Here is a 26,464-nt window from a genome sequence, read left to right as displayed (position 1 = left end):
GCCTGGCACCTCGCCCCAGCCACCACATAACAAAGAAGGGCCATCCGGCCTCCGGCCGGACAGCCCCTCAACAAGATCTTCATCAGCCTTCTAGGACCTGTCGTAGCGGGACGTACCGGTCCGGCACGTCCCGCCGGGCCGTCCCCGTGCGGAACTTCCACACGGGGACGTAGAGGTCACGTGCCCGGGCGGATGTCGGGCGCGAAGCGGGCCAGGGCGACGGTCTCGACGGACGCGATGATGTTGTACGCCAGCGCGGACACCGCGGTGAGGACGGCGACCGAGGCCCAGAGGTGGTCGTAGTCGAAGGTCGAGGAGTCCTTGAGCATGGCGTAGCCGAGGCCCTGTCCGGTGGAGAGCCATTCGGCGAGCATCGCGCCGATCAGGGCTCCGGGGACGCCGACCCGGGCGCTGGCGAAGAACGCCGGGACCGCGCTGGGCAGCATGACCTTGCGGGCGATCGTCCAGCCGCCGGCGCCGTACGCGCGGCACAGGTCGGCCGCCTGGCGGGAGGCGGAGCGCAGCCCGAAGGTCATGGTGACCAGGGCGGGGAAGAAGACGACCAGGCCGCTGATGACGGTCGTCGCCATCAGGCCGCGGCCGAAGACCAGGGTGATGAGCGGGGTCATCGCCACCAGGGGCACGGACCGTACGACGACCGCCATCGGCAGCAGGGCCTGCTCGACGCTCCGGAGGAGGACGAAGACGACCGCCACCGCGACGGCCGCCACCAGCCCGGCCACGAAGCCGAGGCCGGCGTCCAGCAGGGTGCGGCCCAGGCCCGAGGCGACCAGGGAGCGGTGGGCACCCGCGTCCGCGCCCGTGAACAGGTAGTGGAAGATGTCGGCCGGTGACTTGGCCACCAGCGGGTCCAGGTCGTAGACCTGCAGGAAGATGATCCACAGGACGACGACGGCCGTCATCGTCACGACCACGTTCAGCAGGGGGCGCAGCACGCCCGTCGCGAAGCGCAGCACGGGAACCCTCGCCGTCTCTGTCGCGGTGCTCATGCGCCTCCGCCTTCCACTGTCGTCGTACGCGACCACGGCAGGGCGTAGCGGGCGACGAGCCCGACCGCGCCGTACGCGACGCCCGCCACCGCGCCCGAGACCAGGGCGATGCCCCAGGTGCGGGGCACGTCGAGCTGTTGCTGGGCGATGGTCATGGCGATGCCGAGGCCGCTGTCGACGCGGCCGAGGTACTCGCCGATGATCGCGCCGAGCAGCGCCGCAGGACCGGCGATCCTGAGTGCGGCCAGCGTGCTGGGCAGCGCGGAGATCAGCCGGACCCGCAGCATCTGCTGCCAGCGGCCGCCTCCGTAGGCGCGTACCAGGTCGAGGGTGACCGGATCCGCCGAGCGCAGGCCGAGCAGCGCGCCGATGAGCGTGGTGAAGAAGACCGACAGCCCTGCCATGGCCGCCATCGGCTTGTCCCCGTCCAGGACGAGGGACAGGATCGGGCCGATCGCCACGATCGGCAGGCAGTACGAGGCCACCGCGATCTGCGTGATCACCCGCTCGAGGACGGGCACCAGCAGCACCAGTACCGCCAGGCCCAGCGCCAGCCCGTTGCCGATCAGGTACCCGGTCAGGGCCTCGCCCACGGTCTGGGTGACGTGGGGGCCGTAGAAGGACCAGCCGTCGTCGAACACGCTCGCCACGACCGCCCAGGGGGTGGGCACGCCGTCCCCCGGGCCGACGAACGTGGTGGACAGCAGCGACCACGCGCCGATCAGCGCGGCGATGCCGATCGCCCCGCCCGTCCAGGCGGAACGCCGCGCACTCATGACGCCTCCGGCGCGGGCTCGGCGGCTTCGGCGGGGGCGTCGGTACGGCCGAACAGGAGCTCCGACAACTGGTCGGCGTACGCGTGGAATTCGGGCGAGCGCATCATCTCCGGGGTGCGCGGCCGGGGCAGGTCGATGGTGACGACCTCCACTATCCGGCCGGGCCGGGGGGACATGACGGCGACGGTGTCGCTGAGCAGTACGGCCTCGTTGATGGAGTGGGTGACCAGCAGGGTGGTCACCGCGCGGGCCTGCCAGATGCGCTGGAGTTCGAGGTTGAGCCGCTGGCGGGTCATGTCGTCCAGCGCGCCGAACGGCTCGTCCAGCAGCAGCACCTTGGGGTCCACGACGAGAGAGCGGGCGATCGCCACGCGTTGCCGCATGCCGCCGGAGAGCTGGGCGGGGCGGGCCTTCTCGAAGCCTTCGAGGCCGACAAGACCGATGAGGTCGGCGATCGCCGCCGGGTCGGGCTTGATGCCGCTGATCTCCAGCGGGAGCCGGATGTTGGCGGCGACCGAGCGCCACGGCAGCAGGGCGGCGTCCTGGAAGGCTATGCCCAGGTGGTGCCGCTTGCGGGCCGCCTCCGGGTCCTCGCCGTGGACCAGCGCAGTACCGGCGGTCGGGCTGTCGAGCCCGGCGAGGATCCGCAGCACGGTCGACTTGCCGCAGCCCGACGGTCCGAGCAGCGACAGGAACTGGCCCTCGGCGGTGTCCAGATCGACGCCGGCCAGCGCGGGAACGCTGCGTCGGCCGAGCTTGAACTCCTTGCTCAGCCCGCGCAGGGACAGACCGGTGCCGGCGCCGGCCGGTCCTCCGGAGTCGTCGGATGCTTCGGGTACGGCTGCTGCGGTACTCATCAGGTGACCTCTGGGTGCGGTGCGGTGCGGGCGGGTAGGGGAGAGCCGGTACCGGCGGGCCGAGTGGGGCCGCCGGTACCGCCGGGGGCCTCAGATCAGGCTGGGGTTTTCCTTGTAGACCTCTTCGAGGATCGAGAGGTCGAAGAGCTTGGCGGCGGTGATGTCGAGGCCGCCGTACTTCAGCGTCTTGAGGTTCTCCTCGATCAGCGTCTGCGTGATCGTGAACAGGCCGTTCTTCTTGGTGTCCGCGCTCACCAGCAGGTCGTTCTGGTCCTTGGACTCCAGGGTCTGTTCCGCGGTCGTCAGCCCGAGCCCCTTGCCGTAGGTCTCGGCCGCGAGCTTGGCGCCGAGCGCCGGGTCGGCGATGCTCGCCTTCCAGCCCTTGATCTCCGCACGCAGGAACGCCTTGAGCAGGTCGCGCTGCTTGTCGATGGTGTCCTGGCGGACGCAGTACGTCTCGGAGACCAGCGGGTAGCCGGTGTCGGCGAGCAGCATCGTCGAGACCTTGAACCCCTTAAGGCGCAGCGTGTTCGGCTCGTTCGTCACGAAGGAGAACCAGCCGTCCACGGTGCCCTGGGTCAGCGGCAGCGGGTCGAACTGCACCGGCACCTTCGTGATCTTCGACGCGTCAAGGCCGGTCGCCTTCATGTACGCCGCCCAGATGGACTCGTTGCTCGCCTGGACGCCGATCTTCTTGCCGTACATGTCCTCCGGCTTGGTGATCGGGGACTTGGCCATCGACATGATGCAGAACGGGTTCTTCTGGTACTGCGCGCCGATGATCTTCAGCGGCGCGCCCTTGGCGACCGCGGCGCCGGTGATGTCGGGGGCGCTGATCGCGACGAGTGCCTTCTTGGTGACGACGTCCGTCTCCATCGGTGTCGCGGACGGGCCGCCACCGATCAGCGTGGCCTTCGAGAAGCCCTCGGCCTTGTAGTAGCCCCTGCTGTCCGCGATGTAACTGCCCGCGAACTCGACGTTCTTGATCCAGGACAGCCGCAGCGTCAGCTCACCGAAATCCTTGGAACCGGAGGACGAGGAGGAGCTGGAGGAGGACGAGTCGGAGTCGCCGCAGGCGGCGAGCAGCGGGCCGCCGAGCAGCACGGCGCCGCCCAGCTGCAGTCCCCGCTTGAGGAAGAGACGGCGGTCGGTGGCGGCGAACGCTCTGCCGTCACTGCTCGTGCTTCTGGTCATTGCGCGTTTCCTTTCACTGGCCGGGTGGGCACCGGCTCCTGGCGGACCTGAGGAACTTCGATGGGGCGAGGCCCGGACGGTGCCGGGCCGGTCTCCGTCGGACGGCGATCCGGGGTCGGGGACCCCGGGTCAGAGGCCGAGGAGGAGTTCGGGGGTGCGGGCGCGGGGGCAGCGGATGGTGCCCACGGCCAGGTCGTGGTGCAGGGTGCGGGAGCCGCCCCGCCCGGCGTCGTCGCGCCGTACGCGGATCAGGTAACGGCCTTTGTCCTGCGGGGAGTTGCACAGGGAGTACGGGCGGACGAGGGAGGGCCCGAGGTGTACGTCGATGTGGGCGCCGGCCTCGAAGGACGGCAGGGTGCCGCCGGCCGCCGCCCGGAGTTCGTAGCTGCGGCTGGTCGCGGAGGTGAGCGAGATCGAGTGGACGATGACGTCGAGGGTCTGCACGGCGGGCCCCTACGCGGTGAAGAAGTGGCTCAAGCCGAGGTCGCGCAGGCCGCGGCGGTAGGCGATGGAGCTGCGGTCGGCGGGGATGTGGACCTCGAGCCGGGGGTCGAGGGGGAGGTTCTCGGGCTTTTGCACCTCGACGACCGCGCGGTCCTCCTCGAAGACCGTGCGGTTGAAGTCGTATACGGCCTGGACGGGCTGGTCGGTGTCGAAGTTGCGGGCGATGGGCGCGAACATCCGGGTCCGGCGGGCGGAGACGGGGGAGGCGGCGTTCATGATGTTGAGCAGTCCGCCGTCGGGGAAGTGCACGACGAGCGTGGCCGTGAACGGCAGGTGCACGTCGAAGCGGCGCAGCCACCGGAAGCCGGGCGGGGCTTCCTTGGTGCCGTGCGGGTAGTTGCCGACGGTGCTCCAGTAGTCGACGGAGTGGCCGTACCGGTGGCGGACCGGCATGTAGTCGGGGACCTCCACGTTGTCGGGGTCGCCGAAGGAGTCGAGGTGGACGAAGCCGAAGTGGGCGACGTCCAGGAAGCCCTCGACCTGGCGGCCGGCGAAGGCGGCGATGTCGATCCAGGGGCAGTTGATCCGCTGGAAGTCCTCGTCGTCCCAGTGGGCCATGGCGGGGATCACCGGGTCGGCGTCGGGAGCGGGGCGCAGGCAGGTCCACACGAGGCCGTACCGTTCGACGACCGGATACGTCCGCAGGTGCAGCCGGGACGGGATCTTCGACTGGGGATGCGCCGGCACCCGCACACACCGCCCGCCCTCGCCGAAGCGCAGCCCGTGGTACGCGCAGGTGATGCCGTTCCCGTCGCCGCCGCCGAGGCTGAGCGGGACACCCCGGTGCGGGCAGATGTCGTGGGCCACGACCACACTGCCGCCCACCCGATAGGCCACGAGGGTCTCGTCGAGCAGGCGCACGGCGGTCGGAGCGTCGCCGATCTCGCTCGACAGGGCGACGGGATACCAGTGCCGGGCGAGGATCTCCCAGTCGTCGGCGTCGAAAGTGCAGTCCCGGGGCAGCGCGGGCCGGGAGGGAGCAGTGGTCATACGAAGGTCCTTCTGCGTAACGCGGCCGGAACGGCTCGGCGGACACCCGTGGGTGCCAGGTGCCTGGACGACGGCGTCAGGAGCGGTGAACGGGGAAGCCCCGGCCGGAACCGGTCGGAGCGACACTGCTGAACCGCGAGGCCGGGCATGGTCACCGGTGCGCGGTCAGGCGTGCGAGCTCTCGGACGCCCGATGGGAACCGTGCGCCACGCGTCCCCGTGTCCAGGCCGACTGGTGGACACGGCACCGGAGATCCACGCGCCACTCGCGGACAAGGCTCATCGCGTTTCCCTCCCCGCTCAGTGCCGACTTCCTTCGCCGGACGACCAGGGCGAGCGTGACGCACGGAGATTGCCCGCTCATTCCGCATTTGTTACTTACGGATTCCGTGCCCCGGTTGTGACCGCAGTCACCAGGAGTCGGGAAATCTTACGCAAGCTACACATCACGAAAACAATGCGCAGGAACTGAATGATGGATATTTCCGCTGATCGGAAGTGTCTCCCCCTTCTTCGACGGAGGACCCGTGACAGACCTGACTGAGTTCATCTCACAGCTGCCCAAGTGCGAGTTGCACGTGCACATCGAGGGCACGCTGGAGCCGGAACTGAAGTTCGCCCTCGCGGCCCGGAACAACGTTCCGTTGCCGTACGCCGACGCGGACGAGATGCGGGCCGGTTACGTGTTCCACGACCTTCCGTCGTTCCTCGCCTGCTACTACGAGGGCATGTCGGTCCTGCTGACGGAGGCCGACTTCTACGACCTGGCGTGGGCCTACCTGAGCAAGGCGAAGGAGCAGAACATCCGCTATGCGGAGATCTTCTTCGACCCGCAGGCGCACACCTCCCGCGGCGTCGGGTTCGGCACGGTGATCCGCGGTCTGCGCCGGGCGCTGATGGACGCGCGCCGGCTGCTCGACGTACGGGCACAGCTCATCATGTGCTTCATGCGGGACTTCTCCGCCGAGTACGCGATGGCCACGCTGATGGAGTCCCTTCCCCACCGGGAATGGATCATCGGGGTCGGGCTGGACTCGGACGAACGGGACAATCCTCCGGCCAAGTTCGCCGCCGTCTTCGCACGGGCACGAGCAGAGGGCTACCAGCTGACGATGCACTGCGACCTGGACCAGAAGAACTCCCTCGACCACATCCGTCAGTGCCTGGACGTCATCGGGGTGGACCGGATCGACCACGGCGTGAACTGCCTGGAGAGCGAGGACCTGCGGAACGAGATCAAGGCACGCGGCCTGGGCCTGACCGTCTGCCCGGTCTCCAACAGCTATGTGCGGGGCTCCGAGGGGCTGGCCGTCGTCCGCGAGATGCTCGACGACGGACTTCGGGTCACCGTCAGCTCCGACGACCCGGCCTACATGAACGGCTACGTCACCGAGAACCTCCTCGCGGTGCAGGCCACCACTCCGCTCACCCCGGCAGAGCTCGTACAACTCCAGCGCAACGCGTTCGAGGCGGCCTGGCTGCCCGACGCCGTCAAGGACACCTACCTCGCCGAGCTGGCCGGCTACCGCGCTCCCTAGGCGGCCCCGGTCAAGGAACACGGCTCAGCGGAGGAGCCAGCTGTACGGCCCCTCCGGATCGTCCAGCCACGCCCGCACCCGGCCGCCCTCGACCGTGACGCCGTAGCGCTCACGTCCTGGTCTCCCTTCGCGCTCCCACAGCTCGTGCGCGTCCTGCGGGTCGAGGGTGCCGTGGGTGAGGGTGAGCAGGAAACGGAAGAGTTCGTGGTCGCCGGACCGGTGCGGGACCTCGTCCGCCGGGTCGGGACCGGTGCCGCGCAGGGGCACGAAGTACGCGGCCGTGTCGAGGAAGCTGCCCTCGGCGTGCTCCGCGTCCCGCACGGTGAGCGCGATCAGTCCGGTGGCGAGCGGGGCCAGGATCCGGGCGCCGGGACTGCACTGGGCGAGCCAGGCGGGCGGCACCGACGGCAGGGCGCAGGTCGCGATGATCCGGTCGTAGGGTGCGTGTTCGGGGACTCCGCGGGCGCCGTCGCCGGTGACGACTCTCGGGCGGTACCCGGCGTCGGCGAGATGGGTGCGCGCGGACTCGGTGATCTCCGGCTCCAGATCGACGGTGGTCACCAGGCCGTCGCCGAGCCGGTGGGCGAGCAGCGCCGCGTTGTAGCCGGTGCCCGCGCCGATCTCCAGCACCCGGCTGCCGTCCGTCACCCCCAGCTCGACGAGCATCCTGGCCATCAGCGAGGGCTGGCTGCTGGACGACACCAGTTCCCCGTCGCGCAGCCGGGTGGCCAGCGGGGCGTCGGCGTACACCCCGCGCAGCCAGCGCTCCCGGACGCGCGGGTCGGGGCTCCCGCCCCACAGCCGCTCGTGGCCGCCGGCGACGCCGACGTAGTAGTACGGCACGAAGAGATGCCGCGGCACCGCCTCGAACACCGCCCGCCATCCCGGATCCGCGTCCCACACCCCGCCCAGCCCGATCCGCCGCACCAGCTCCGCCCGCGCGGGGCCGGCCACGGCGTCCAGTTCCCCGCCGAGAGCGTGCGCGCCCATACGTCCACTGTCCTGCCGTAGCGCCGGAGAGGCGAGCGGTCCTAAGCCTGAAGTCCTCCGCCACGCGTCTGAGACCATGGAAGCGTGAAAGAGATTCCGCGCGGCACGCTTCAGGAGCAGACCTTCTACGAGCAGGTCGGCGGGGAGGAGACCTTCCGTCGGCTCGTGCACCGTTTCTACGAGGGTGTCGCCGAGGACCCGCTGCTGAGGGCGATGTACCCGGAGGAGGACCTGGGCCCGGCCGAGGAGCGCTTCACCCTGTTCCTGATGCAGTACTGGGGCGGTCCCACGACGTACAGCGACAACCGCGGCCACCCGCGTCTGCGCATGCGTCACGCCCCGTTCCAGGTCGACCGGGCCGCGCACGACGCCTGGCTGAAGCACATGCGGGTCGCCGTCGACGAACTCGGCCTGTCCGAGGAACACGAGCACACGCTGTGGAACTACCTGACGTACGCGGCCGCTTCGATGGTGAACACAGAAGGCTGAGCACGGCAGGTTGAACGCGGGGGCTGAACGCCCTTGACCGCGCGTGGACTTGGACGGCGCGCTCAGCGCACGCTGACGCCGAGTGCGCCGACTCCCGCCCTGCGTACGGCGATCGAGCCGTACGGCGTCCGCAGCCGCAGCCACGGGCCGGACGAGAAGAGGCCCGGCTCCCCGCCTGGGCGCAGGAATCCGAGCGACTGGGCGGCGTGCACGGCGCGCACAGGCAGCGAGGTGTCCCCGACCGTCCGGGACCAGATCTCCCGCCCTATCCGGTCGAGTTCGCTGCGCGTACGGCCCTCGGGCGCCAACTCCTGCGTACGGGACCGGAATTCGGCGACCCCGGCGGCGATCATCCCGCGCAGCGCCTGCGGTTCCGGCAGTCCGGACTCGGGAGTCCAGCCGCCGCGCGGCGGCAGCACCCCGGCCCACGGCGGGCCGGTCACCGCGGCCGGTACCCGGGCCGTGGCCGCCGACTCGTCGAGGGATTCCAGGAGTTCACCGGCCGAGACGGTCACGTCGAGCGTGGCGTCGAGGCCGTTCTCGTACGGCTTGGCGAGGCGTACCGCGCGGATGGCGAGCACCTCGAAGGACGGCGGACGCCCGAAGACGGCGAGGGCCGTACCGGCCGCCTGGAGGCGGACGGCGGCGGCGCGGTCGTAGTGGAGCAGCCGGGAGAGGAAGGCCGCGAGATCCGCCGCCTCCCCTTCGTCGGCGAGGTGGAGGACCGTCATGCGGCGACGGCCTCCTCCTCGGTGTCGTCCCGGTATTCCTCCAGGAACTCGCGTTCCTCGGCGGTGATCCGGCGCGGTCGTTGTGCCTCGAAGTCGAACGGCACGATGACCGTGGAGGCACGGACGTAGACCTGGTCGCCGTCCTTCACCTCGTAGGTGAGGGTGAAGGACGCCGCCCTGATCTCGGTGACCCACAGCTCGATGTCCACCGGGTGGTGCCGGTGGACGAGCTGGCGTTTGTAGTCGATCTCGGGGCGCGCCACGACCGAGCCCTGCTTGAAGTCCTTGTCCGGGCGGAACAGGAAGTCGATACGGGCTTCCTCCAGGTAGCGGAGGAAGACCACGTTGTTGACGTGGCCGTACGCGTCCATGTCCGCCCAGCGCAGTGGGCAGCGGTAGATGTGGCGCAAGAAGATCAGCCCCGGGTCAGCTTCTTGTAGGTGGCGCGGTGCGGACGCGCCGCGTCCGGGCCGAGCCGCTCGACCTTGTTCTTCTCGTAGGACTCGAAGTTGCCCTCGAACCAGAACCACTTGGACTCGCCCTCGTAGGCGAGGATGTGCGTGGCGACCCGGTCCAGGAACCACCGGTCGTGGGAGACGACCACGGCCGCACCCGGGAACTCCAGCAGCGCGTTCTCCAGCGAACCCAGGGTCTCGACGTCGAGGTCGTTCGTCGGTTCGTCGAGAAGCAGCAGGTTGCCGCCCTGCTTGAGGGTGAGCGCGAGGTTGAGGCGGTTGCGCTCACCGCCGGAGAGGACGCCGGCCGGCTTCTGCTGGTCGGGGCCCTTGAAGCCGAAGGCGGAGACGTAGGCGCGGGAGGGCATCTCGACCTGGCCGACGTTGATGTAGTCCAGCTCGTCCGAGACGACGGCCCACAGCGACTTCTTGGGGTCGATGTTCTCGCGGCTCTGGTCGACGTAGGAGATCTTGACGGTCTCGCCGACCTTGATCGAGCCGGAGTCCGGGGTCTCCAGGCCCTGGATCATCTTGAAGAGGGTCGTCTTGCCGGCGCCGTTCGGGCCGATGACGCCCACGATGCCGTTGCGCGGCAGCGTGAAGGAGAGGTCGTCGATGAGGACCTTGTCGCCGAAGGCCTTGGAGAGGTTGCTGACCTCGACGACGATGGAGCCCAGGCGCGGGCCCGGCGGGATCTGGATCTCCTCGAAGTCCAGCTTCCGCATCTTGTCCGCCTCGGCGGCCATCTCCTCGTAGCGCGACAGACGCGCCTTGGACTTGGCCTGCCGCCCCTTGGCGTTGGAGCGGACCCAGTCCAGCTCCTCCTTCAGCCGCTTGGCGCGCTTGGCGTCCTTCTGGCCCTCGACCTTGAGGCGGGAGGCCTTCTTGTCGAGGTAGGTGGAGTAGTTGCCCTCGTAGGGGTGGGCGCGGCCGCGGTCGAGCTCGAGGATCCACTCGGCGACGTTGTCCAGGAAGTACCGGTCGTGGGTGACGGCTACGACGGTGCCGGGGTACTTCGCGAGGTGCTGTTCCAGCCACTGGACGGACTCGGCGTCCAGGTGGTTGGTGGGCTCGTCGAGCAGCAGCAGGTCGGGGGCTTCGAGAAGCAGCTTGCAGAGCGCGACGCGGCGGCGCTCACCGCCGGAGAGGTTGGTGACGGGCCAGTCGCCGGGCGGGCAGCCCAGGGCGTCCATGGCCTGCTCCAGCTGGGTGTCCAGGTCCCACGCGTTGGCGTGGTCCAGGTCCTCCTGGAGCTTGCCCATCTCGTCGAGCAGGGCGTCGGAGTAGTCGGTCGCCATCAGCTCGGCGACCTCGTTGAAGCGCTTGAGCTTGCCCATGATCTCGGCGGCGCCGTCCTGCACGTTCTCCAGGACCGTCTTCGACTCGTCGAGCGGGGGCTCCTGGAGCAGCATGCCGACGCTGTAACCCGGCGACAGGAACGCGTCGCCGTTGGAGGGCTGCTCGAGGCCCGCCATGATCTTGAGAACGGTGGACTTACCGGCACCGTTAGGTCCGACCACACCGATCTTCGCGCCGGGCAGGAAGCTCAGCGTCACATCGTCAAGGATGACCTTGTCGCCGTGCGCCTTGCGCGTCTTGCGCATGGTGTAGATGTACTCAGCCAAGAGAAACCGTCCGGCAGCTTGAAATCTGGAGTGGGCAGATGTAGTCCATACTGCCTGACCCCTGCCCCTCCGGGGAAACGCGTATGGACACGGGGGCTGTGAGCTGGGGCTCGGCCGTGTGCTGTACCGCTCAGCCCTGCTGTCCGGGCTTGCGGTCCCGCAGCAGGATCAGGGCCGTGGCGCCGATGCCGACCAGTCCGAGGGCGACGACCGTGATCATCGGGGTGATGGCGGAGCCGCCCGTCTCGGCGAGGTTGGTGTCGACGGCGGTGCCGCCCACCGTGGCGGGGCTGGGCTCGCTGAGCGTCTGGGTCACGGTGCCGCCCGCGTCGCTCTGCGTCCGGCAGTCGAGGACTCCGGCGAACCGCTTCTCGTAGCCGTGCGGCGCCGTGATCGTGAAGTCGTACGCCTGGTCCTCCTGGAGCGGGATCGTCACCGTCTGGGAGTCACCGGCGTCGATGCCGTGCTCGACCCCCATGAGAGCGAAGGTGAACGTCTCGTCGCCCTCGTTGGCGGCCGTGATGTCCACGCCGCCCGCGACGCAGTTCTTGCGCGCCGACAGTGCCGGTATGGCCCCCGTCTTCGCCCAGTCCGCGTCGGCGGCGGCGGAGACCGTGGACTCGCTGGAGCCGGCGAGGATCTGCGTCTGGCTCCTGTTCTCGGAGGTGAAGGCCCGGCCGACGGGCACGGTGGTGGAGGCCTGCACGGTCAGCCCGGCCGACCCGTCCGCCGCGTCCTCGGGGACGTCGAAGAAGACCTGGCTGCCGTTCACCGCGGAGGTGACGGCCTTGCCGTCCTTGTCGACGATCCGCACCCCGGTCGTGGCGGCGTCCGCGGGCGGTGTCACCGTCACGCCGTTCGAATTGGTGTGCACGGTGACCGGGCCGAGCCGCTCGCCGGGGTGGCCGGAGACCGCGGGCGGGTCGAGGGTCAGCGAGGCCTGCGGCTCCGCCACGTCGCGCGCGCTCTTCTGCAGATAGTCCGCGAGCTTCTCGGCCTGCGGGTCGACCGCGTCGACGTCGGCGCCGTCCGAGTAGCGCCAGATGGCCACCTGGGTACCGGCCGCCGCGTCGCTCTCGGTCAGCCCCTTGGTGCCGGCCTTCGCGGAGAGCGCCGCGAGGTCGTTCACCTGCGGGTAGGAGTGCTGCAGAATCCAACGGATCCTGCCCGCGCTCTTGTTGGTGCCCAGCGACGTGCCGTTCCACGCGGTCTCGTGGTACTTGGCGTCGCGCTGGGTGGGGTTCCGGAGATCGACGCAGTACGTCTGCAGGGTGCCGCCGCCGTCCACGGACATCTCGAACAGGCCCGCGGAGACCTGCACATCGCTGCCGCCGGCGTCGTGGATCACGGCGTCGCCGTACGTCTTGAGCCCGCCTATCGTGGCCGTCGCCCCGCCCTGGGTCTGCGGTGTCTCGTCGGCGACGGCCGGGCCCGCGCCGGCCAGCACACCGGCGGCGACGAGTCCGCACGCCCAGGTCGCGGCGACGAAGCGCACGGCGCCCCGGCCGCGTAGTGACAGCGCGGAGAAGACAGACAACGCAGAAGACACGGAATTCCCCTTCGAGCAGGACCCATGGGCGTGGGGGGCGTGGCGTGGTCCCACCAGCAGAATCTGTAGCGCCGAGAGCTGTGCCCGAGCTATGTCCGGCATCCTAGGGAGGCTGGCGCACCACGTTCTCCAGTCAGGTGATCGGATAACCGTTCCGAATCGGAATCGTTATCGCCAAGATCACCCGCGAGCATGGCTTATCGACAAATCCACCGAGCCATTGGGAACGCATTCGTCGATAAGCCCTGGAAAAGCCGTAGTTGCATCAGCTCGGGGCATTCACTGACATCACGTCACCGCGACGGGCTCGTCCTGTCGCTGCCGTTCCTGTCGCTCGGTGGCGTCGGCGGAATCCGCGGCCGGGGTCTCCCAGTCGGGCTCGGGCCGGGGCGGAGAGGCCGCCGTGTCCGGCCTGTTGGCCCGGCGGAAGGCCGAGGTGCCGCGCGCCAGGTCGTGGCCGATCGCCACGGCGTCGAGGTCCGTCCAGGAGCGGTTCGGCTGCCCCTCACGCGCCTCCTCGCGCACCTTCAACCGGCCCTGGACGACGACCGGGTCACCGACCGTCAGCGACGCCGCCACGTTCGTGGCCAGCTGCCGATTCGCCCACACCGTGAAGAAGTTGGTGTGGCCGTCCGTCCACGCGCTCTTCTCGCGGTCCCAGTAGCGCGAGGTCACCGCCAGCCGGAACCGCGCCGACGGTCCGGCCGCCAGCTCCCGGTACACCGGCGGTGTCGCCACGTTGCCCACCGCGCAGATCATGGTCTCGTTCATCGTGCGTCCCTCCCTCACTCGGCCGCGCAGGCCGGGCGGAAACGCGTACGGGCCCGTCCCGTACGGCTGCAGTCAGACTGCCTCCGCCGAGCCGGGCCCGCTGAGCGCTGTGCACCACCGCCCACCTGTGGAAAACCTCATCACCCGGACGAGGGAACGACGTTCGGACCGAGGTTCACCCCGTCCCGATCACCCTGTGCCGACACCCGCCCCCGTGACCCGCGCGTACTGCTCCCGCACCTCCCGGTACCGCAGCAGCTCGGCGGCCAGCGGATCGAGCACCCGCGCCCGACCGCAGCCCGCCGCGGCCTCCCGCAGTCGCCGCTCGGCGTCGAGGCCGTAGCGCCGGGCGGGTCCGCGGGCCGCCAGCCGACAGCTCCACTCGACGAGCGGGCCGCCGATGATGCCGGCCACCATCAGCAGCACCGGCACCCCCAGGTTCGGCGCCATGAACCCGATGATCTGGCCCAACAGCCAGAGCCCGCCGACGACTTGGAGGATCGTCATGGACGCCTGCGCCAGTACGGCCGCCGGCCACCACCCCGGCCGCGGCGGGCGCCCCACCGGCAGCCCGGCCCGCGCCGCCAGCTCGTCCAGCGCCTCCGGCAGCCCCTGCGCCCCGCGTACGGCCGCCTCCCGCACCGCCTGCGCCCAGGGCGCGGGCAGTCCGCCGGAGGCCCGGTCCGCGACCGTACGGACCGCCTGTTCGACGCGCTGGCGTGCCGTGGCCTCCTCGTCCTCCTGGGCGCGGACGGGCAGTCGGCCGGTGCTCGGTTCGCGCCGGTCGTTGTACCAGCGCCACAGCCGCAGCCAGGGCGTGCCGCAGGCCCGGTTGGCATTGCGCAGCCAGGCGCGTTCGGCCGCCTCGCCCGCCGCGGTGGCGCCCACCGAGTCCGCGAGCCGCGCGGCGAACTCGTCCCGCGCCTCCTCGCTGAGCCCGGTGCGCCGCCCCGTGGCGTAGACGGGCCGCAGCCGCCAGGCGGCCGCGTCGACATCGGCTGAAATTCGCCGTGCGGCGGCTCCACGATCCGCCACGAACTGGCCCAGAACCTCGCGCAGTTCGGGGATGCCGTCGCCGGTGAGCGCGGACAGGGAGAGCACGGTCGCGCCCGGTTCGCCGTACTCCCCCAGCGCGATCCCGTCCTCGTCGAGCAGCCGCCGCAGATCGTCCAGGACCTGGTCGGCGGCCTCCCCGGGAAGCCGGTCGATCTGGTTGAGGACGACGAACATGACCTCCGCGTGGCCCGCCATCGGCCGCAAGTAGCGCTCATGGATGATCGCGTCGGCGTACTTCTCCGGGTCGACGACCCAGATGACCGCGTCGACGAGCGCCAGCACCCGGTCCACCTGCTCGCGGTGCGCGACGGCGGCCGAGTCGTGGTCGGGCAGGTCCACCAGGACGAGCCCGCGCAACTGGGCCTCCATCTCGGCGCTCTGCAGGGGGCGCCTGCGCAGCCGTCCCGGGATGCCGAGCCGGTCGATGAGGGTGGCCGCGCCGTCGCTCCAACTGCACGCGATGGGCGCGGCCGTGGTGGGCCGTCGTACGCCCGTCTCCGAAATGGCCACTCCCGCCAGCGCGTTGAAGAGCTGCGACTTGCCGCTGCCGGTGGCGCCCGCGATGGCGACCACGGTGTGCTGCCCGGAGAGCCTGCGCCGCGCGGCGGCCTCGTCCAGCACCCGCCCCGCCTCCGCCAGGGTCCCGCTGTCGAGCCGGGTCCTGGAGAGCCCCACCAGCTCGCGCAACGCGTCGAGCCGGGACCGTAGCGGCCCGTCGTACGCCAGTGGGGCCGGGACCGGCGCGGTGTGGTGCGCGGCCTGCGCGCGGGAGGCCCTGATCTCCACGGCGGCGGCCTGCTGCGCGGCGTTGGCCTCGTTGACCCGCCGCGCGATGAGCCCGTCGTCCCAGGAGCCGGTCGGTTCCTCGGGGTCCGTGGGGTTCGTCGGGTCCACGGCCGCCCTGGATTCCGTTCGCCCGGAGGTGTCGGCCCGCACGCGCGCGTGGTCACCGGTGTCCTTCCGGTCGCCGATTTCCTGTGCGGCCTCTACGGGAGGGGGATTTTCGGGGCGCCCGTCCTTGGCGTCCGCGGCGCGGCCGTTGCCGGCACGGTCGGCGTGGTCCATCTCGTCCGTGTGGTCCTGGTCAGTGACGGCAGTCACCGGTCACCTCTCCTTCTGCAGTACGGACAGCGCGGCGATGAGTTCGGCCTGGGGTTCGGGGTGCACTTCGAGGGCGTCGAGCGGGGCGAGCCGGCGTTCGCGCTCGGTGTGCACGACCCGGTCCAGGTGGTCGTTGAGGAGCCGCCCGGCCCGGTCGCGCAGCCGCAGCGCCCCGTGGGCGCCGATCCGCTCGGCGAGCCCCTCCCCAGCGGACCGCGCCCTGCGGCCGCCCAGCAGCGCGGTGGCGACGAGGGCGGCGACCACCTCGGGATCGGGCGCGATGCTCCGGTCGAGGTCGGCGACCTCCTCCTCGGCGTACTCCTCCAGCTCGCGCCGCCACCGCCGTACGGCCATCCCGATGCGGTGCTCGGCGCTCTCCAGCGAGGGATCGCGGTCGGTGAGTTCGGGGGCGCCCGCGGCCGGTTCGCGGCGCCAGGCGTCGTCGACGCGTTCGTCGGCGGCCGTGACTGCGCACAGGAGCAGCGCGGCGAGGCTCTCGGCGAGGGCGTCGAGGAGTTCGCCGGCGGAGCAGTCGAGCGGGAAGGCGCGCCAGCGTTTCAACGCGTCCCCGGCGAGCACGGCCCCGCCCTGCAGACGACCCCGCACGCGCGCGTGCTCGCTGTCGTACGCCCCGTCGACGGCGGCCGTGAGCCGCAGGGCGGCGGCGTACTGCGCGGCGGCGGCACCGGCCAGCTCGGGCATCCGCGACTTCAGCGAGTCGAGGACGCCGTAGGCCGTGCGCGCCATCGACTGGTGCCGGGCCGCCGGGTCCTGGGCCTGCTGCACGAGCCAACTCCGCAGTGTCGCCACGGCGCTGGCCGGAAGCAGGCCCCCGCCCCAGGCGGACTCGGGGAGTTCGGGCACTGTGAAGCGCGGTACGTCGCCGAGCCCGGCCTTGGCGAGCAGGGCGCCGTACTGCCGGGACACCTCGGACACCACCTGGTGGGGCACCCGGTCGAGGACGGTCACCAGGGTCGCGTTGTGCTCCTTGGCGCTGCGCAGCAGATGCCAGGGCACGGCGTCGGCGTAGCGGGCGGCCGTGGTGACCATCACCCAGATGTCGGCAGCGCAGATCAGTTCGGCGGCCAGCACCCTGTTGTCGGCGACCAGGGAGTCGATGTCGGGCGCGTCCAGGAGGGCGATTCCGCGCGGGAGGGAGTCGGCGGTCTCGACCCGCAGCACGCGCGTACCGTCCTCACCGGGGAGGAGCAACTCGTCCCCCGGGTCCTGATGGGGCACCCACACGCGCGTGAGGTCGGGCAGCACGCGCATCCCGCTGAACCAGTGATGGTCCTCCGGATGGCAGACGAGCACCGGTGTGCGGGTCGTCGGCCGCAGCACGCCGGCCTCGCTGACCCGGCGCCCCACAAGGGAGTTGACGAGCGTCGACTTGCCCGCGCCGGTGGAACCGCCCACCACGGCCAGCAGGGGCGCTTCGGGCTCTTTCAGGCGGGGCACCAGGTAGTCGTCGAGCTGGGCGAGCAGTTCGTCGCGGTTGGCACGCGCGCGTGGAGCCCCCGCAAGGGGCAGCGGGAAGCGTGCGGCGGCGACACGGTCGCGCAGGGCGGAGAGTGCGTCGAGCAGCTGAGGCCGTACGTCCAAGGTCACCACATGTGAAGAATGCCCAATTTTGGGGGAATTCTGAAGCATATGAGCATGCCTGCGCGCCGACAGAACACAACGGACGGAAGGGATGACTGGGGCATGGGCACAGTCCAGGCATAACGAGTGCACAACACCCGTGGCGCGCGGCACCAAAAGCGATGCACGATTCGTACCTGCCTGCGATTATCAGGACCGCTTCACCGAACCTCCACATCGAGCCACGGAGGGGAAGCAACAGGGACAAGGACCCGGGAGCCCTATCCTTGTCCCCGGCAACGTCACGGACCGGCCCACACCCGGGCACACCACGACCGAGGCCACCACACCCGGCCCCCGTAGCTCAGTGGATAGAGCAGGCGCCTTCTAAGCGCTTGGCCGCAGGTTCGAGTCCTGCCGGGGGCGCCATTGAGTCTCTGACCTGCGCATATCGGTTGGTTGGATCATCGGAGGCCGGATGAACCAGCTCCCGTGCACCCTGGAAGCCCTCGCCGTGCGCACCGACATCTCGACGGACGACGCGGCAGTACGAGGGCCGAGAACAACCTCTTGGGCGCGAACATGGACTTCGATGAGTTCGCCCGTTCTCATTCGCCGTGCTGGCCAACGCAACGTGTCCGAGAGACAGGACACTTCAGTCGCCGCTCGCCGCGATCTCCAGGAGTTGTCGGTGGAGTCCGGGGCGGGCGAACAGCGCGGCTCCGGTGTCGGTGCGGTACTGGCCGGTCAGGTCGCTGAAGGTGCCGCCGGCTTCCTGGACGACGGGGATCAGCGGGGCGATGTCCCAGGGGCCGGCTCCGAGGAGGAGGAAGGCGTCCAGTTGACCGGTCGCGACCAGGAGGGCGCCGTGGCAGGTGCCGGATCCGGCGGACGGTTTGCGCGGCGCCGGCGCGGCGGGATCCGCCGCGGTCCAGTCGAGCGGCGGTCGGACCCGGGAGACGCCCCGGGCCAGTCGCGCGGCGACGCGTCTTTCCCGCTGTTTCAGTCTGGACGGAGGCGGCCAGATGCCGATGACCGCGTCCTGGGCACTCCCGCCTTCGGTGAGGGCCAACTGGTTCACCGGTGCGGCCGAGTTGGAGGGGCACGGCCCCGTCCAGGAGCCCGAGTCCGGCCCGGCCCACCACCGACGGCCCAGGGCTGGGGCGGAGACCATGCCCAGGGTGACGCGGCCGTCCTCCTCGACGGCGATCAGTGTGCTCCACTCCGGTTCACCGGCGAGGAAGCTCGCGGTGCCGTCGATGGCGTCGATGATCCAGCGCCGCCTGCCGCGCCCATGGGCGCCGAACTCCTCACCGAGGAACGCGTCGTCGGGATGCTCCTGGCGGATCAAGGAGCGAAGGACGATTTCGATCTCCCGATCGGCGTCGGTGACCGGGCTCCCGTCGCTCTTGGTCCGGGATTCGACGACCGCGGCTGAGAAGTGGCGTCGGGCGATGGCGTCCGCCCGGTCGGCGAGGCGGTGCGCCAGCGCCAGGTCCGCCGGGTCCGTCACGAGGCCGCCCTTCCCGTTGTGGTCCGCCAGTGCGGCGCCGGGGGAGCGCGCAGGCGCGGTGAGGTTATCAAGGCGTGCCTGTTGTGATCACCCCCGAGAGCAGCAGCATGCCGATCCGCGGCGGACACGCGGTATCAGCTGCACGACACTGAGACAGCTGGGCCGACATTCGCCCCGCCGGCCCGGCCGCCCCACCGCGCCCCCGCCCCACCGCGCCCCCTGCGCCCCCGCCCCGATCACCCCCACGTTTCTCCCCGGTTTCCGTTACGCCCCAAAGGACACGTAATGGTCAAGACTTGCCCCTGAACGCTTGTCGGGTTCCCCATCGCCACCGATCATTGGCCGAATCCCGCCCGTCTTCCGCCCGTCTTCCGCCCATCTCCCGCCCGTCCCCGTCCCCGCCCGCAGTCCCCCGACACCCGCAGGAGCCCCCCGGTGGCCGCTGGTCAGACAGCCTTCGAGCCGGCCGACGCGCCGGCCGCAGCGCAGACGGAGCGGCAGAAGCTGCGTAAGCACTTCGGCCGTTTCGACATCCTCTTCTTCCTTCTCTGCACCATTGTCGGCGTGGACACGATCGGCACGATCGCCCGGAACGGCGCCGAGGCGTTCACCTGGCTCATCGTGCTGGCCGTGGTGTTCTTCATCCCCTCCGCGCTGCTGACCGCCGAGCTCGGCGCCGCGTTCCCGGAGGAGGGCGGCCCCTACATCTGGACGAGCCGCGCCTTCGGCCGTCTCGCGGGTGCCGTCAACAACTTCCTGTACTGGATCACCAACCCGGTGTGGCTCGGCGGCACCCTCGCCGTCGCCGCCGTCACCGCGTTCACGACCTTCTTCAACGACGGCAAGGACCTCAGCACCCCCGCCTTCTACGCCTTCGCCCTCGTCTTCATCTGGGTGGGCGTCCTCGCCGCGATCCTCTCCTTCGACGTCGGCAAGTGGATCCCCACCATCGGCGCCTGGAGCCGCTTCGTCCTCCTCGGCGTCTTCACGATCACGGTCGTCGTCTACGGCATCAAGCACGGCCTGCACGGTTTCGGCGCCGGCGACTTCTCCCCGACGTACACCGGCTTCGTACTCCTCGTGCCCGTCCTGATGTTCAACTACGTCGGCTTCGAGCTGCCCAACACCGCGGGCGACGAGATGACCGACGCGCAGAAGGACGTGCCGTACGCGATCTTCCGCAGCGCCGCCCTGTCCGTGCTCCTCTACGCGCTGCCCATCCTCGGCATCCTGCTCGTCCTCCCGGTCAAGGCCATCACCGGCCTCGGCGGCTTCCTCGACGCGATGCGCCAGGTCTTCACCGTCTACGGCGGCAACGTGGCCGCGGACGGCACGGTCACCAGCAGCGGCGCGGGCACGGTGCTCGGGGACATCGCCGCGGTGCTGTTCATCCTCACCGTGCTGTCCTCCGGCGTCACCTGGGTGATGGGCTCCGACCGCGCCCTCGCCGTCTCCGGCTACGACGGCGCCGCGCCCCGCTTCCTCGGCGTGATCTCGAGCCGCTTCGGCACGCCGGTCCGGGTCAACATCCTCAGCGGGCTGGTCTCCACCCTCGTCCTGGTACTGGCCCATCAGCTCACCAACGGCAGCGCGGCGAAGCTCTTCGGCGCCGTCCTCGGCCTCGCCATCTCCACCACGCTCATCAGCTATCTGGGCATCTTCCCGGCCCTCGCGGTACTGCGCCGCAAGGCCCCGGACGTCCCCCGCCCCTACAAGGCGCCCTTCCCCCGCACGATCAGCGTGCTCCTCACCGTGCTCATCCTGTTCGCCAGCGTGCAGCTGATCGCCCCGGGAGCCGGTGACCACTGGTTCGGCGCCGACTACCTCCCGGACGGCTGGACCCACGCCGAGCGCTGGAAGTACCTCCTCACGGAGGCCGTGCCGCTCGCCGTGTTCGTCCTCCTCGGCATCCTGTTCTGGGCCCTGGGCAAGCCGACCCGCACGGCGAACGCGCTGGCCAAGGAGTAGCGTTCCTCCGTGACCTTGCGCTGTGTTGTCCTCGACGACTTTCAGAACGTGGCGACCGAACTCGCCGACTGGTCGCCGGTCCAGGACGCGGTGGAGGTCGTCAGCCTGCGTGAACACCTCGACGGCGAGGGCGAGTTGGCCGCCGCCCTCGCCACCGCCGACATCGTGGTCACCCTGCGCGAACGCGTCCCCTTCCCCGCCTCGCTGTTCGCCCGGCTCCCCCAGTTGAAGCTGCTGATCGCCTCCGGCATGCGCAACACGGTCATCGACTACGCCGCCGCCGAGGCGCACGGCGTCACCGTGTGCGGTACGGCCAGCTCCTCGACCCCGCCCGTCGAACTGACCTGGGCGCTGCTGCTCGGCCTGGCCCGGGGCATCGTCGAGGAGAGCAACTCCCTTCGCGCGGGCGGCCCCTGGCAGCAGACGGTCGGCGCCGACCTGCACGGCCGTACCCTCGGACTGCTCGGACTCGGGAAGATCGGCAGCCGGGTGGCCGCGATCGGGCTCGCCTTCGGCATGCGCGTCACCGCGTGGAGCGAGCACCTCACCAAGGAGCGGGCGGACGAGGTGGGCGTACAACTCGCCGCGTCCAAGGAGGAGTTGCTCGCGGACAGCGACTTCGTCTCGGTCCATCTGGGCCTCGGCGACCGCACCCGCGGTCTCCTCGGCCCCGCCGAACTCGCCCTCCTCAAGCCCACCGCGTATCTGATCAACACGTCCCGCGCGGCGATCGTCGACCAGGACGCCCTGCTCGCCGCGCTGCACGAGGGCCGCATCGCGGGCGCCGGAATCGACGTCTTCGACATCGAGCCCCTCCCGGCCGACCACCCGATGCGCACGGCACCCCGGCTGCTCGCGACACCCCACCTCGGCTATGTGTCGCACGCCAACTACACGACGTACTACGGCCAGGCCGTCGAGAACATCCGCGCCTACCTGGCGGGTTCACCCGTACGACAGCTGCCGTAGAACCGGGCGCCCATGCGTCAGCGGCAGTAAAACCGGTGGCCCGCAAGGCAGTTGCCGTAGGTCACACCTCGACGCGCCGGTAGATGCCGTCGCCCCGCCGCAGATGGTGGAGGTCCACCAGGTAGCGGCGGAGCGTCACATGGTCGACCTCGCCCTCGTCGCACCAGGCGCGCAGCTTCTCGTTGACGGTCCGCTCGGGGTAGTCGACGCCGGGGGCGAAGGTCTGCTCGGCGATGTGCCGGAGCACGACCTGCTTGCGGGTCCACTGGGCGGGGAGGCGGATCAGCCGGCCGCCCTGGACGAAGGTCCGCAGGATCATGTCGGTGTGCTCGTCGCCGGTGACCGGAGCGTCGGCGGCGGGCTCCGCACCCTCGCGCGCGAGGCTCTTGAACAGGTCGTAGTCGACGCGGAGTTCGCCGTCGTCCATGGTCTTCACCACGCCCTGCTCGCGCAGCTTGAGCAGGGCGAGGGCCGTCCCCTTCGGGGTCAGGCCGGCCACCTCGGCGACCTGCTCGGAGGTTTCCGCGCCCAGGGCCACCGCCGCGAAGGCACGTACGCGGTTCTGCTCGGCGAACAGACGGAACAGTTGGTCGGTTGCCATGCCGGGAGGCTAATCGACGCGCGCCCGCCGGGAACACCGGATTTCCTGCCGTCGAACATCCACTCCCGGCGCTCGAAGTCCTGTTCAAAACGGGTGATCTCCCGGTCCGCGCCGTTACCAGGCATGGGCCGCCGCGTTGAACCCGAAGTGCGGCGGCGAGTCCTGCCGCCGCACTCACCGAAACCAAAGGAGAACGTGATGTCTCGCATCGCGAAGGCGGCCGTGGTCGCTCTCGGCACGGGCGCCGTGGCGCTCGGCGGCGCCGGTCTGGCCATGGCGGACGCGGGCGCGCAGGGTGCGGCCGTCGGTTCGCCCGGCGTCCTGTCGGGCAACGTCGTGCAGGTGCCGGTGCACATCCCGGTCAACGTGTGCGGCAACACCGTCAACGTGATCGGCCTGCTGAACCCGGCCTTCGGCAACACCTGCGCCAACGTGAGCGACCACGGCAAGAGCGGCCACCCCGGCCCGGGCGGCTACGGCGACAACGGCTACGGCCACTGATTCGACCGCACGCGCGGACGGACGTACGCGAAGAGCCCCGGCACCTCAGGCGCCGGGGCTCTCCCCGTGTCCGCAACCGGTCAGCCGTAGCGGTAGATCCTGCTGACGTCCTCCAGCTGCTCCGGTGTCACGTCCCACGGCGGCATCCGCTCCTGCCGTGCCACGACCCGCCCCTCCTGGTCGTCGCCCGGCCCCGGCGGCCTCGCCGGGAGATAGCGGGCGCCGCGGTGCCGGTTCTGCCAGCGGGACCACTGGAGGTCGATGAAGGCGTGGTGCAGCCAGAAGACCGGGTCGTTGACGGAGGCGCCGCCGAGCATCACGCCCCCGACCCATTTGTGGACCCGGTTGTGGTTGCGCCAGGAAGAGCTGCCGGACCCGGTGCCCCACCCTTCGAGGCGGTTGCGGAAGCCGGTGCGGGAGGTCGAGTCCCAGGGCGCGGTGTCGTAGACGGGGTCGGCGAGCGCCCCGTCCAGGTCGTTCTTCGTCGGCAGCGCGATCGGGGCGCCGGCCCGGCCCAGGTCCCGGGTGAGGTACGGCTCGTCGGTGATGTTCTCCGTGATCTTCCACTTGCCCGCCGCGTAGGCGAACGGCCCGGTCGTCACCTGGTGGTCGGAGCGCCGCCCGGTGCCGCCGAGCAGGTCCTTCGTCCAGGGCAGGGCGGTCGCGGAGCGGTCCCGCGTCCAGTCCCAGTACGGCACCGTCACCGAGGAGTCGACCCGGCGCAGCGCCCGCTCCAGGTCCAGCAGGAACTGCCGGTGCCAGGGCAGGAAGGACGGCGCCATGTGCGCGGAGCGCAGCCCGTACTCCCCGTCGGGCACGAAGAACTCGATGTGCGTGCGCACGAACTCGTCGTACTCGCCCCGTCGTTTGATCTCCAGCATCGCCGCCACGAACCGCCGCTTCTCGCCGGCGGTGAGTGTGCTGACGTCCTTACGCGTGTACGCCATGGTCTCCCCCCATGTGCATCTGCCCCATCGGCCCGTCCGCCTCGCGCAGTTCGCGGCCGGGGCTCAGCTCGTCGACGGCGGCACGGGTCGCCTCCAGCGCGGTGGGATACGAGCGGTAGTGGTCGACCATGCTCAGCCAGGTGCCGTCGGCCCGCCGCATGAGATGCAGCGGACGCCCGTCGACGGTCACCTCCCAACTGCCCTTCAGCACACCGTGGATACGACGGCCCCGGTACGTCTCGTCGAAGGCGGTGTCCCCGGGATCCTCACCGGAGCGGGTGGGCCGGGAGGCCGCGACGACCGGCACCAGCGCCACCGCGAGCACGGCACCGAACACCCCGCGCAACGCCTCCCGCCGCGTCCTGCGCACCGATCCCGGTCTGACCGGCTCCCGTCCCACCGACACTCCACCGACGCTCACGCTCATGGCCCAACTCCCTCGTCCGTTCCGACCGTTCGAGGGGCTAACCGTCCGACCCCCCGCCCGGTCACCGTCCAAAACCACCCATGACATGCGGAAGGGCCCGGGTCGCACCACCCGGGCCCATGTCCGCTCCAGCCGTACGGCCGTATTCGCTCCCGCGCTACGCCACTAGAGGCCGGCCCCCGTGACCAGGTCCGCGCCCGGCACGGTCTGCAGGACCGGGGCCAGGACGCCCGCCTGGGGCGCCTTCAGGTCCGGGAGGCCGAAGTTGTCGGGGTTGGGCGGGGTCAGCGGGGCGTCCAGGGCGAGGCCCGGGGCCAGCGTGCGCAGGTCGGAGGCGGGGGTGCTGACGCCGAGGTGGTCGAAGCCGTCGCCGAGGACGTGCGGCAGCGGGGCGCGCAGGCCGATGCCGGGCAGGCCGCCGTGGACCGGGAGCTGGGGCAGTGCGTGCTCCGGGATGAGCCGGCCCTCGACGTACCGCGGGCCGTCGGGGGTGCCCGGCATGGGCACCGGGATCTCGCCGCCCAGCTTGGGGAGTTCCATGCCGAGGGCGCTCTCCGCGCCCCCCAGGGGCACGGGCACCGGGACCGTGCCGAGCGCGGCGGCGGGGGTCGCGGCGGCGGCGCCGGTCGCGGCCGCCACGGCCGTGATGACGGCGGCGATGGTTCCTCGGGTGGTCGACTTCATCTCGAGTACGGTCCCTTTCGGAATTCGGAGGCACTGTCTGCTGACCGGGTAACGATCCCGGGAAGGAGACCAGTTCAAGATTCCCCCGAGTGCCGCAGTAGTCAGCTTTTCCCGAATTCCCATCAGCGGGCCGGAACCGACTTCCCGTCAGCGGGCCGGAACCGGCGTTCCCGCCCGCTGTCCGGTCGTCAGCCGCGCAGGCTGCGGGCGGGCAGGACGACGTGCGCGGCGGCGGTCAGGGTCTCCTCGGCGCCAGCGAACTCGGCCAGCGCCTCGGGGGTGACGGGCTTGCCCGGCTCGGCCTCGGGCCAGGGGCGGGTGGTGAACACCAGGTAGGCGAAGCCGCGTTCGCCGACCGCCGCGAGCCACTCGGGCGGCGGCACGCACTGGGCGTTGAGCTGCGGCATGTTGAGGACGGCCTGCCCGGACTCGACGAGCATGGTGATCGGCAGGCTGGGCCGGGTGGCTCCGTCGACGACGTCGCCGCCGACCGGGAGTCCGTTGTCGGTCAGCAGTCGTTCCACGGCGGCACTGGCGGCCTCGGGGCCGTCCGCGGCGTCGCCCAGGGTGTAGGCGAGGAGGTAGGGCATGTCCCCGTCGGGGGCCTCGCCGCTCCACGCCAGGACGACGAGGGTGCCGAGGTCGGCGACGCGGAAGGGGCGCGTTTCGCTTGAGGTTGAGGTCACCGCGCGACCTTATCGACGGGCCGGAAGCCCACCGGACGCGTTCTCACCCGTCCGGCCGATGGCACGGTCGACCCGCCACACGAACGAGGGACGCCTCGCGACGCCCCTCGAACACCACCGGCGGGACTCGGACCTGTCCGGCGGATCACGCCGCCGACGCGGGGTCCGGCACGCCCTCCCCCACTGCCTCAAAGGCGTGGGGACCCCCAGCGGCGTTGTCGTCGGTCGCCGACGTCCCCCAGCCTTCGGCCGGGAGGCGCCCCACCGCGTCGCCCGCGGCGGAGCCGCTGATGTCAACGTCTCCTCCGCCTTGCAGCTGCACGCGCCAGACCCCGCTCACCGGCGCTGATCAGGCACCGATGGTTTCCTGCGACCTGATCCGCCGGACAGGTCCTAGCCCTGCAGCGGCAGGCCGCCGAGCAGCGGGTTGTGCTGGTTCAGCGCGCCGGCCGCGCCCTTGACGGTGCTGAGCGGGGACTGCTTGTTCTCGGTGTCGAGCGCGTCCGACTGGTGCTGGAGCGGCATCACGTCGACGGGCTGGATCCGGCCACTGGTGAGGGTGTTGACGGCGCCGGTGAGGCTGGTGGGCGTCACGTCGGCGGGGCCGTAGGCGAACGCGGGCGCGGCGGCACCGGCGAGGGCGACGGACCCGGCAACGACAGCGGCAGCCTTCAGGGACTTCATCGTGTTCCTTTCTTCGGCAACTCATGTCACCAGAGGGAATTCTGTCGCCGTGTGTAACGAGTTCCGGCCGGGCCGGAAACCCGTGCGCAGAAACTTTCTGCTCCCCCACCCGAATGCGGTGTGTGTCTCATCGGCGTTTCCCATCCTCATATGAAAAGGGCGGGGGGGGCGGGGCGCGCAAGGTAGTGCCACCAAGGGTTTTGAAAAATAGAAGGGGACACAACACGGGACACCGTGCGCCCCCGGAGGGGCGGGGGGGGGGGGCCCC

The 26,464-nt window shown here is 70.7% G+C and carries 26 protein-coding genes and 1 tRNA gene; 6 read left to right on the top strand and 21 right to left on the bottom strand.

Going from position 1 to position 26,464, the window contains the following annotated elements; genetic code table 11:
- Positions 1-176 precede the first annotated feature (176 nt).
- From ACFXC1_RS49390 to ACFXC1_RS49365, 6 genes are all read right to left on the bottom strand, one after another.
- Positions 177-1,010, bottom strand: a complete 834-nt coding sequence (locus tag ACFXC1_RS49390; RefSeq protein ID WP_381256550.1) for an ABC transporter permease — start codon at positions 1,008-1,010, stop codon at positions 177-179.
- Positions 1,007-1,786 (bottom strand): ABC transporter permease, encoded by a 780-nt coding sequence (locus ACFXC1_RS49385; protein WP_381256547.1) that lies wholly within the window; start codon positions 1,784-1,786, stop codon positions 1,007-1,009. Before ACFXC1_RS49385 ends, ACFXC1_RS49390 begins: the two co-directional genes overlap by 4 nt.
- Positions 1,783-2,643 carry an ABC transporter ATP-binding protein gene (locus tag ACFXC1_RS49380; RefSeq protein WP_381256544.1) on the bottom strand — a complete coding sequence of 287 codons (861 nt, stop codon included), beginning with the start codon at positions 2,641-2,643 and terminating at the stop codon, positions 1,783-1,785. The genes ACFXC1_RS49385 and ACFXC1_RS49380 overlap by 4 nt, the downstream gene beginning before the upstream one ends.
- Positions 2,644-2,733: 90 nt before the next feature.
- The gene (locus ACFXC1_RS49375; protein ID WP_381256541.1) at positions 2,734-3,837 is read right to left on the bottom strand and encodes an ABC transporter substrate-binding protein; all 1,104 of its coding nucleotides are present in this window, start codon (positions 3,835-3,837) and stop codon (positions 2,734-2,736) included.
- Between the two features lie 129 nt (positions 3,838-3,966).
- Positions 3,967-4,281, bottom strand: a complete 315-nt coding sequence (locus tag ACFXC1_RS49370) for a ferredoxin reductase domain-containing protein (protein WP_381256538.1) — start codon at positions 4,279-4,281, stop codon at positions 3,967-3,969.
- A gap of 9 nt (positions 4,282-4,290) precedes the next feature.
- Positions 4,291-5,331, bottom strand: a complete 1,041-nt coding sequence (locus ACFXC1_RS49365) for an aromatic ring-hydroxylating oxygenase subunit alpha (protein ID WP_381256535.1) — start codon at positions 5,329-5,331, stop codon at positions 4,291-4,293.
- A 526-nt stretch (positions 5,332-5,857) separates the two neighbouring features.
- On the opposite strand from ACFXC1_RS49365, the gene add reads away from it, so the two are divergent.
- Entirely contained in the window at positions 5,858-6,868 is a 1,011-nt protein-coding gene (gene add, locus ACFXC1_RS49360) for an adenosine deaminase (RefSeq protein WP_381256532.1), read from the top strand.
- A gap of 24 nt (positions 6,869-6,892) precedes the next feature.
- Here the strand turns inward: add and ACFXC1_RS49355 are convergent, their stop codons facing one another.
- The gene (locus ACFXC1_RS49355) at positions 6,893-7,858 is read right to left on the bottom strand and encodes a methyltransferase domain-containing protein (protein ID WP_381256530.1); all 966 of its coding nucleotides are present in this window, start codon (positions 7,856-7,858) and stop codon (positions 6,893-6,895) included.
- Between the two features lie 84 nt (positions 7,859-7,942).
- Between ACFXC1_RS49355 and ACFXC1_RS49350 the strand changes: the two genes are divergently transcribed.
- Positions 7,943-8,347, top strand: coding sequence for a globin (locus ACFXC1_RS49350; protein ID WP_381256527.1), 405 nt, complete (start codon positions 7,943-7,945; stop codon positions 8,345-8,347).
- 62 nt (positions 8,348-8,409) lie between these two features.
- Here ACFXC1_RS49350 and ACFXC1_RS49345 read toward each other — a convergent pair whose 3' ends face one another.
- The 7 genes from ACFXC1_RS49345 to ACFXC1_RS49315 all read right to left on the bottom strand — a co-directional run bounded on the left by ACFXC1_RS49345 (position 8,410) and on the right by ACFXC1_RS49315 (position 17,246).
- Positions 8,410-9,078, bottom strand: coding sequence for a hypothetical protein (locus ACFXC1_RS49345; protein WP_381256524.1), 669 nt, complete (start codon positions 9,076-9,078; stop codon positions 8,410-8,412).
- Positions 9,075-9,488, bottom strand: a complete 414-nt coding sequence (locus tag ACFXC1_RS49340) for an acyl-CoA thioesterase (RefSeq protein ID WP_381256522.1) — start codon at positions 9,486-9,488, stop codon at positions 9,075-9,077. The genes ACFXC1_RS49345 and ACFXC1_RS49340 overlap by 4 nt, the downstream gene beginning before the upstream one ends.
- A 5-nt stretch (positions 9,489-9,493) precedes the next feature.
- A complete protein-coding gene (gene ettA, locus ACFXC1_RS49335; protein WP_019065657.1) occupies positions 9,494-11,158 on the bottom strand; it encodes an energy-dependent translational throttle protein EttA in 1,665 nt (554 codons plus the stop codon).
- A gap of 130 nt (positions 11,159-11,288) precedes the next feature.
- Complete coding sequence (locus tag ACFXC1_RS49330; protein ID WP_381256519.1) at positions 11,289-12,707, bottom strand: Cys-Gln thioester bond-forming surface protein; 1,419 nt, start codon at positions 12,705-12,707, stop codon at positions 11,289-11,291.
- A 288-nt stretch (positions 12,708-12,995) separates the two neighbouring features.
- The gene (locus tag ACFXC1_RS49325) at positions 12,996-13,478 is read right to left on the bottom strand and encodes a single-stranded DNA-binding protein (RefSeq protein ID WP_381256516.1); all 483 of its coding nucleotides are present in this window, start codon (positions 13,476-13,478) and stop codon (positions 12,996-12,998) included.
- A 189-nt stretch (positions 13,479-13,667) separates the two neighbouring features.
- The gene (locus ACFXC1_RS49320; protein WP_381256513.1) at positions 13,668-15,635 is read right to left on the bottom strand and encodes a GTPase; all 1,968 of its coding nucleotides are present in this window, start codon (positions 15,633-15,635) and stop codon (positions 13,668-13,670) included.
- A 3-nt stretch (positions 15,636-15,638) separates the two neighbouring features.
- A complete protein-coding gene (locus tag ACFXC1_RS49315; RefSeq protein WP_381256510.1) occupies positions 15,639-17,246 on the bottom strand; it encodes a dynamin family protein in 1,608 nt (535 codons plus the stop codon).
- A gap of 323 nt (positions 17,247-17,569) precedes the next feature.
- Here ACFXC1_RS49315 and ACFXC1_RS49310 point away from each other — a divergent pair.
- A tRNA-Arg gene (locus ACFXC1_RS49310) sits at positions 17,570-17,645 on the top strand.
- 226 nt (positions 17,646-17,871) lie between these two features.
- Here ACFXC1_RS49310 and ACFXC1_RS49305 read toward each other — a convergent pair.
- Positions 17,872-18,729 carry an inositol monophosphatase family protein gene (locus tag ACFXC1_RS49305; RefSeq protein ID WP_381256507.1) on the bottom strand — a complete coding sequence of 286 codons (858 nt, stop codon included), beginning with the start codon at positions 18,727-18,729 and terminating at the stop codon, positions 17,872-17,874.
- Between the two features lie 435 nt (positions 18,730-19,164).
- Between ACFXC1_RS49305 and ACFXC1_RS49300 the strand changes: the two genes are divergently transcribed.
- Together ACFXC1_RS49300 and ACFXC1_RS49295 are read left to right on the top strand one after the other, a co-directional pair.
- Entirely contained in the window at positions 19,165-20,697 is a 1,533-nt protein-coding gene (locus tag ACFXC1_RS49300; protein WP_381256505.1) for an APC family permease, read from the top strand.
- 9 nt (positions 20,698-20,706) lie between these two features.
- Complete coding sequence (locus ACFXC1_RS49295; RefSeq protein WP_381256502.1) at positions 20,707-21,666, top strand: D-2-hydroxyacid dehydrogenase family protein; 960 nt, start codon at positions 20,707-20,709, stop codon at positions 21,664-21,666.
- A 61-nt stretch (positions 21,667-21,727) separates the two neighbouring features.
- Here the strand turns inward: ACFXC1_RS49295 and ACFXC1_RS49290 are convergent, their stop codons facing one another.
- On the bottom strand, positions 21,728-22,267 hold the full coding sequence (locus ACFXC1_RS49290; RefSeq protein ID WP_381256499.1) for a DUF2087 domain-containing protein: 540 nt from the start codon (positions 22,265-22,267) through the stop codon (positions 21,728-21,730).
- Between the two features lie 198 nt (positions 22,268-22,465).
- Between ACFXC1_RS49290 and ACFXC1_RS49285 the strand changes: the two genes are divergently transcribed.
- Complete coding sequence (locus ACFXC1_RS49285; RefSeq protein WP_381256496.1) at positions 22,466-22,768, top strand: chaplin; 303 nt, start codon at positions 22,466-22,468, stop codon at positions 22,766-22,768.
- A gap of 80 nt (positions 22,769-22,848) precedes the next feature.
- Here the strand turns inward: ACFXC1_RS49285 and ACFXC1_RS49280 are convergent, their stop codons facing one another.
- From ACFXC1_RS49280 to ACFXC1_RS49260, 5 genes are all read right to left on the bottom strand, one after another.
- Positions 22,849-23,715 carry a tyrosinase family protein gene (locus ACFXC1_RS49280; RefSeq protein WP_381256493.1) on the bottom strand — a complete coding sequence of 289 codons (867 nt, stop codon included), beginning with the start codon at positions 23,713-23,715 and terminating at the stop codon, positions 22,849-22,851.
- Positions 23,699-24,142, bottom strand: a complete 444-nt coding sequence (locus ACFXC1_RS49275) for a tyrosinase family oxidase copper chaperone (protein ID WP_381256490.1) — start codon at positions 24,140-24,142, stop codon at positions 23,699-23,701. The genes ACFXC1_RS49280 and ACFXC1_RS49275 overlap by 17 nt, the downstream gene beginning before the upstream one ends.
- A 165-nt stretch (positions 24,143-24,307) precedes the next feature.
- Positions 24,308-24,826 carry a hypothetical protein gene (locus tag ACFXC1_RS49270; protein WP_381256487.1) on the bottom strand — a complete coding sequence of 173 codons (519 nt, stop codon included), beginning with the start codon at positions 24,824-24,826 and terminating at the stop codon, positions 24,308-24,310.
- A 188-nt stretch (positions 24,827-25,014) separates the two neighbouring features.
- Complete coding sequence (locus tag ACFXC1_RS49265; RefSeq protein ID WP_019065676.1) at positions 25,015-25,512, bottom strand: DUF5949 family protein; 498 nt, start codon at positions 25,510-25,512, stop codon at positions 25,015-25,017.
- Positions 25,513-25,905: 393 nt separating this feature from the next.
- The gene (locus tag ACFXC1_RS49260) at positions 25,906-26,196 is read right to left on the bottom strand and encodes a hypothetical protein (protein WP_381256485.1); all 291 of its coding nucleotides are present in this window, start codon (positions 26,194-26,196) and stop codon (positions 25,906-25,908) included.
- Positions 26,197-26,464 lie beyond the last annotated feature (268 nt).

It is taken from the genome of Streptomyces hokutonensis (assembly GCF_042751305.1).
Taxonomy (GTDB): Bacteria; Actinomycetota; Actinomycetes; order Streptomycetales; family Streptomycetaceae; genus Streptomyces; species Streptomyces hokutonensis_A.
Note: the sequence above shows the minus strand (reverse complement) of the source record. Positions and strands in the feature narration are given on the sequence as shown.

Bases quoted from the DNA above. Each gene is read 5' to 3' on its own strand.
- ACFXC1_RS49385 (WP_381256547.1), bottom strand. From the start codon at position 1,786: ATGAGTGCGCGGCGTTCCGCCTGGACGGGCGGGGCGATCGGCATCGCC.
- ACFXC1_RS49345 (WP_381256524.1), bottom strand. From the start codon at position 9,078: ATGACGGTCCTCCACCTCGCCGACGAAGGGGAGGCGGCGGATCTCGCG.
- ACFXC1_RS49375 (WP_381256541.1), bottom strand. From the start codon at position 3,837: ATGACCAGAAGCACGAGCAGTGACGGCAGAGCGTTCGCCGCCACCGAC.
- ACFXC1_RS49285 (WP_381256496.1), top strand. From the start codon at position 22,466: ATGTCTCGCATCGCGAAGGCGGCCGTGGTCGCTCTCGGCACGGGCGCC.
- ACFXC1_RS49325 (WP_381256516.1), bottom strand. From the start codon at position 13,478: ATGAACGAGACCATGATCTGCGCGGTGGGCAACGTGGCGACACCGCCG.
- ACFXC1_RS49290 (WP_381256499.1), bottom strand. From the start codon at position 22,267: ATGGCAACCGACCAACTGTTCCGTCTGTTCGCCGAGCAGAACCGCGTA.
- ACFXC1_RS49355 (WP_381256530.1), bottom strand. From the start codon at position 7,858: ATGGGCGCGCACGCTCTCGGCGGGGAACTGGACGCCGTGGCCGGCCCC.
- ACFXC1_RS49270 (WP_381256487.1), bottom strand. From the start codon at position 24,826: ATGAAGTCGACCACCCGAGGAACCATCGCCGCCGTCATCACGGCCGTG.
- ACFXC1_RS49365 (WP_381256535.1), bottom strand. From the start codon at position 5,331: ATGACCACTGCTCCCTCCCGGCCCGCGCTGCCCCGGGACTGCACTTTC.
- ACFXC1_RS49380 (WP_381256544.1), bottom strand. From the start codon at position 2,643: ATGAGTACCGCAGCAGCCGTACCCGAAGCATCCGACGACTCCGGAGGA.
- ACFXC1_RS49390 (WP_381256550.1), bottom strand. From the start codon at position 1,010: ATGAGCACCGCGACAGAGACGGCGAGGGTTCCCGTGCTGCGCTTCGCG.
- ACFXC1_RS49275 (WP_381256490.1), bottom strand. From the start codon at position 24,142: ATGAGCGTGAGCGTCGGTGGAGTGTCGGTGGGACGGGAGCCGGTCAGA.
- ACFXC1_RS49280 (WP_381256493.1), bottom strand. From the start codon at position 23,715: ATGGCGTACACGCGTAAGGACGTCAGCACACTCACCGCCGGCGAGAAG.
- ACFXC1_RS49260 (WP_381256485.1), bottom strand. From the start codon at position 26,196: ATGAAGTCCCTGAAGGCTGCCGCTGTCGTTGCCGGGTCCGTCGCCCTC.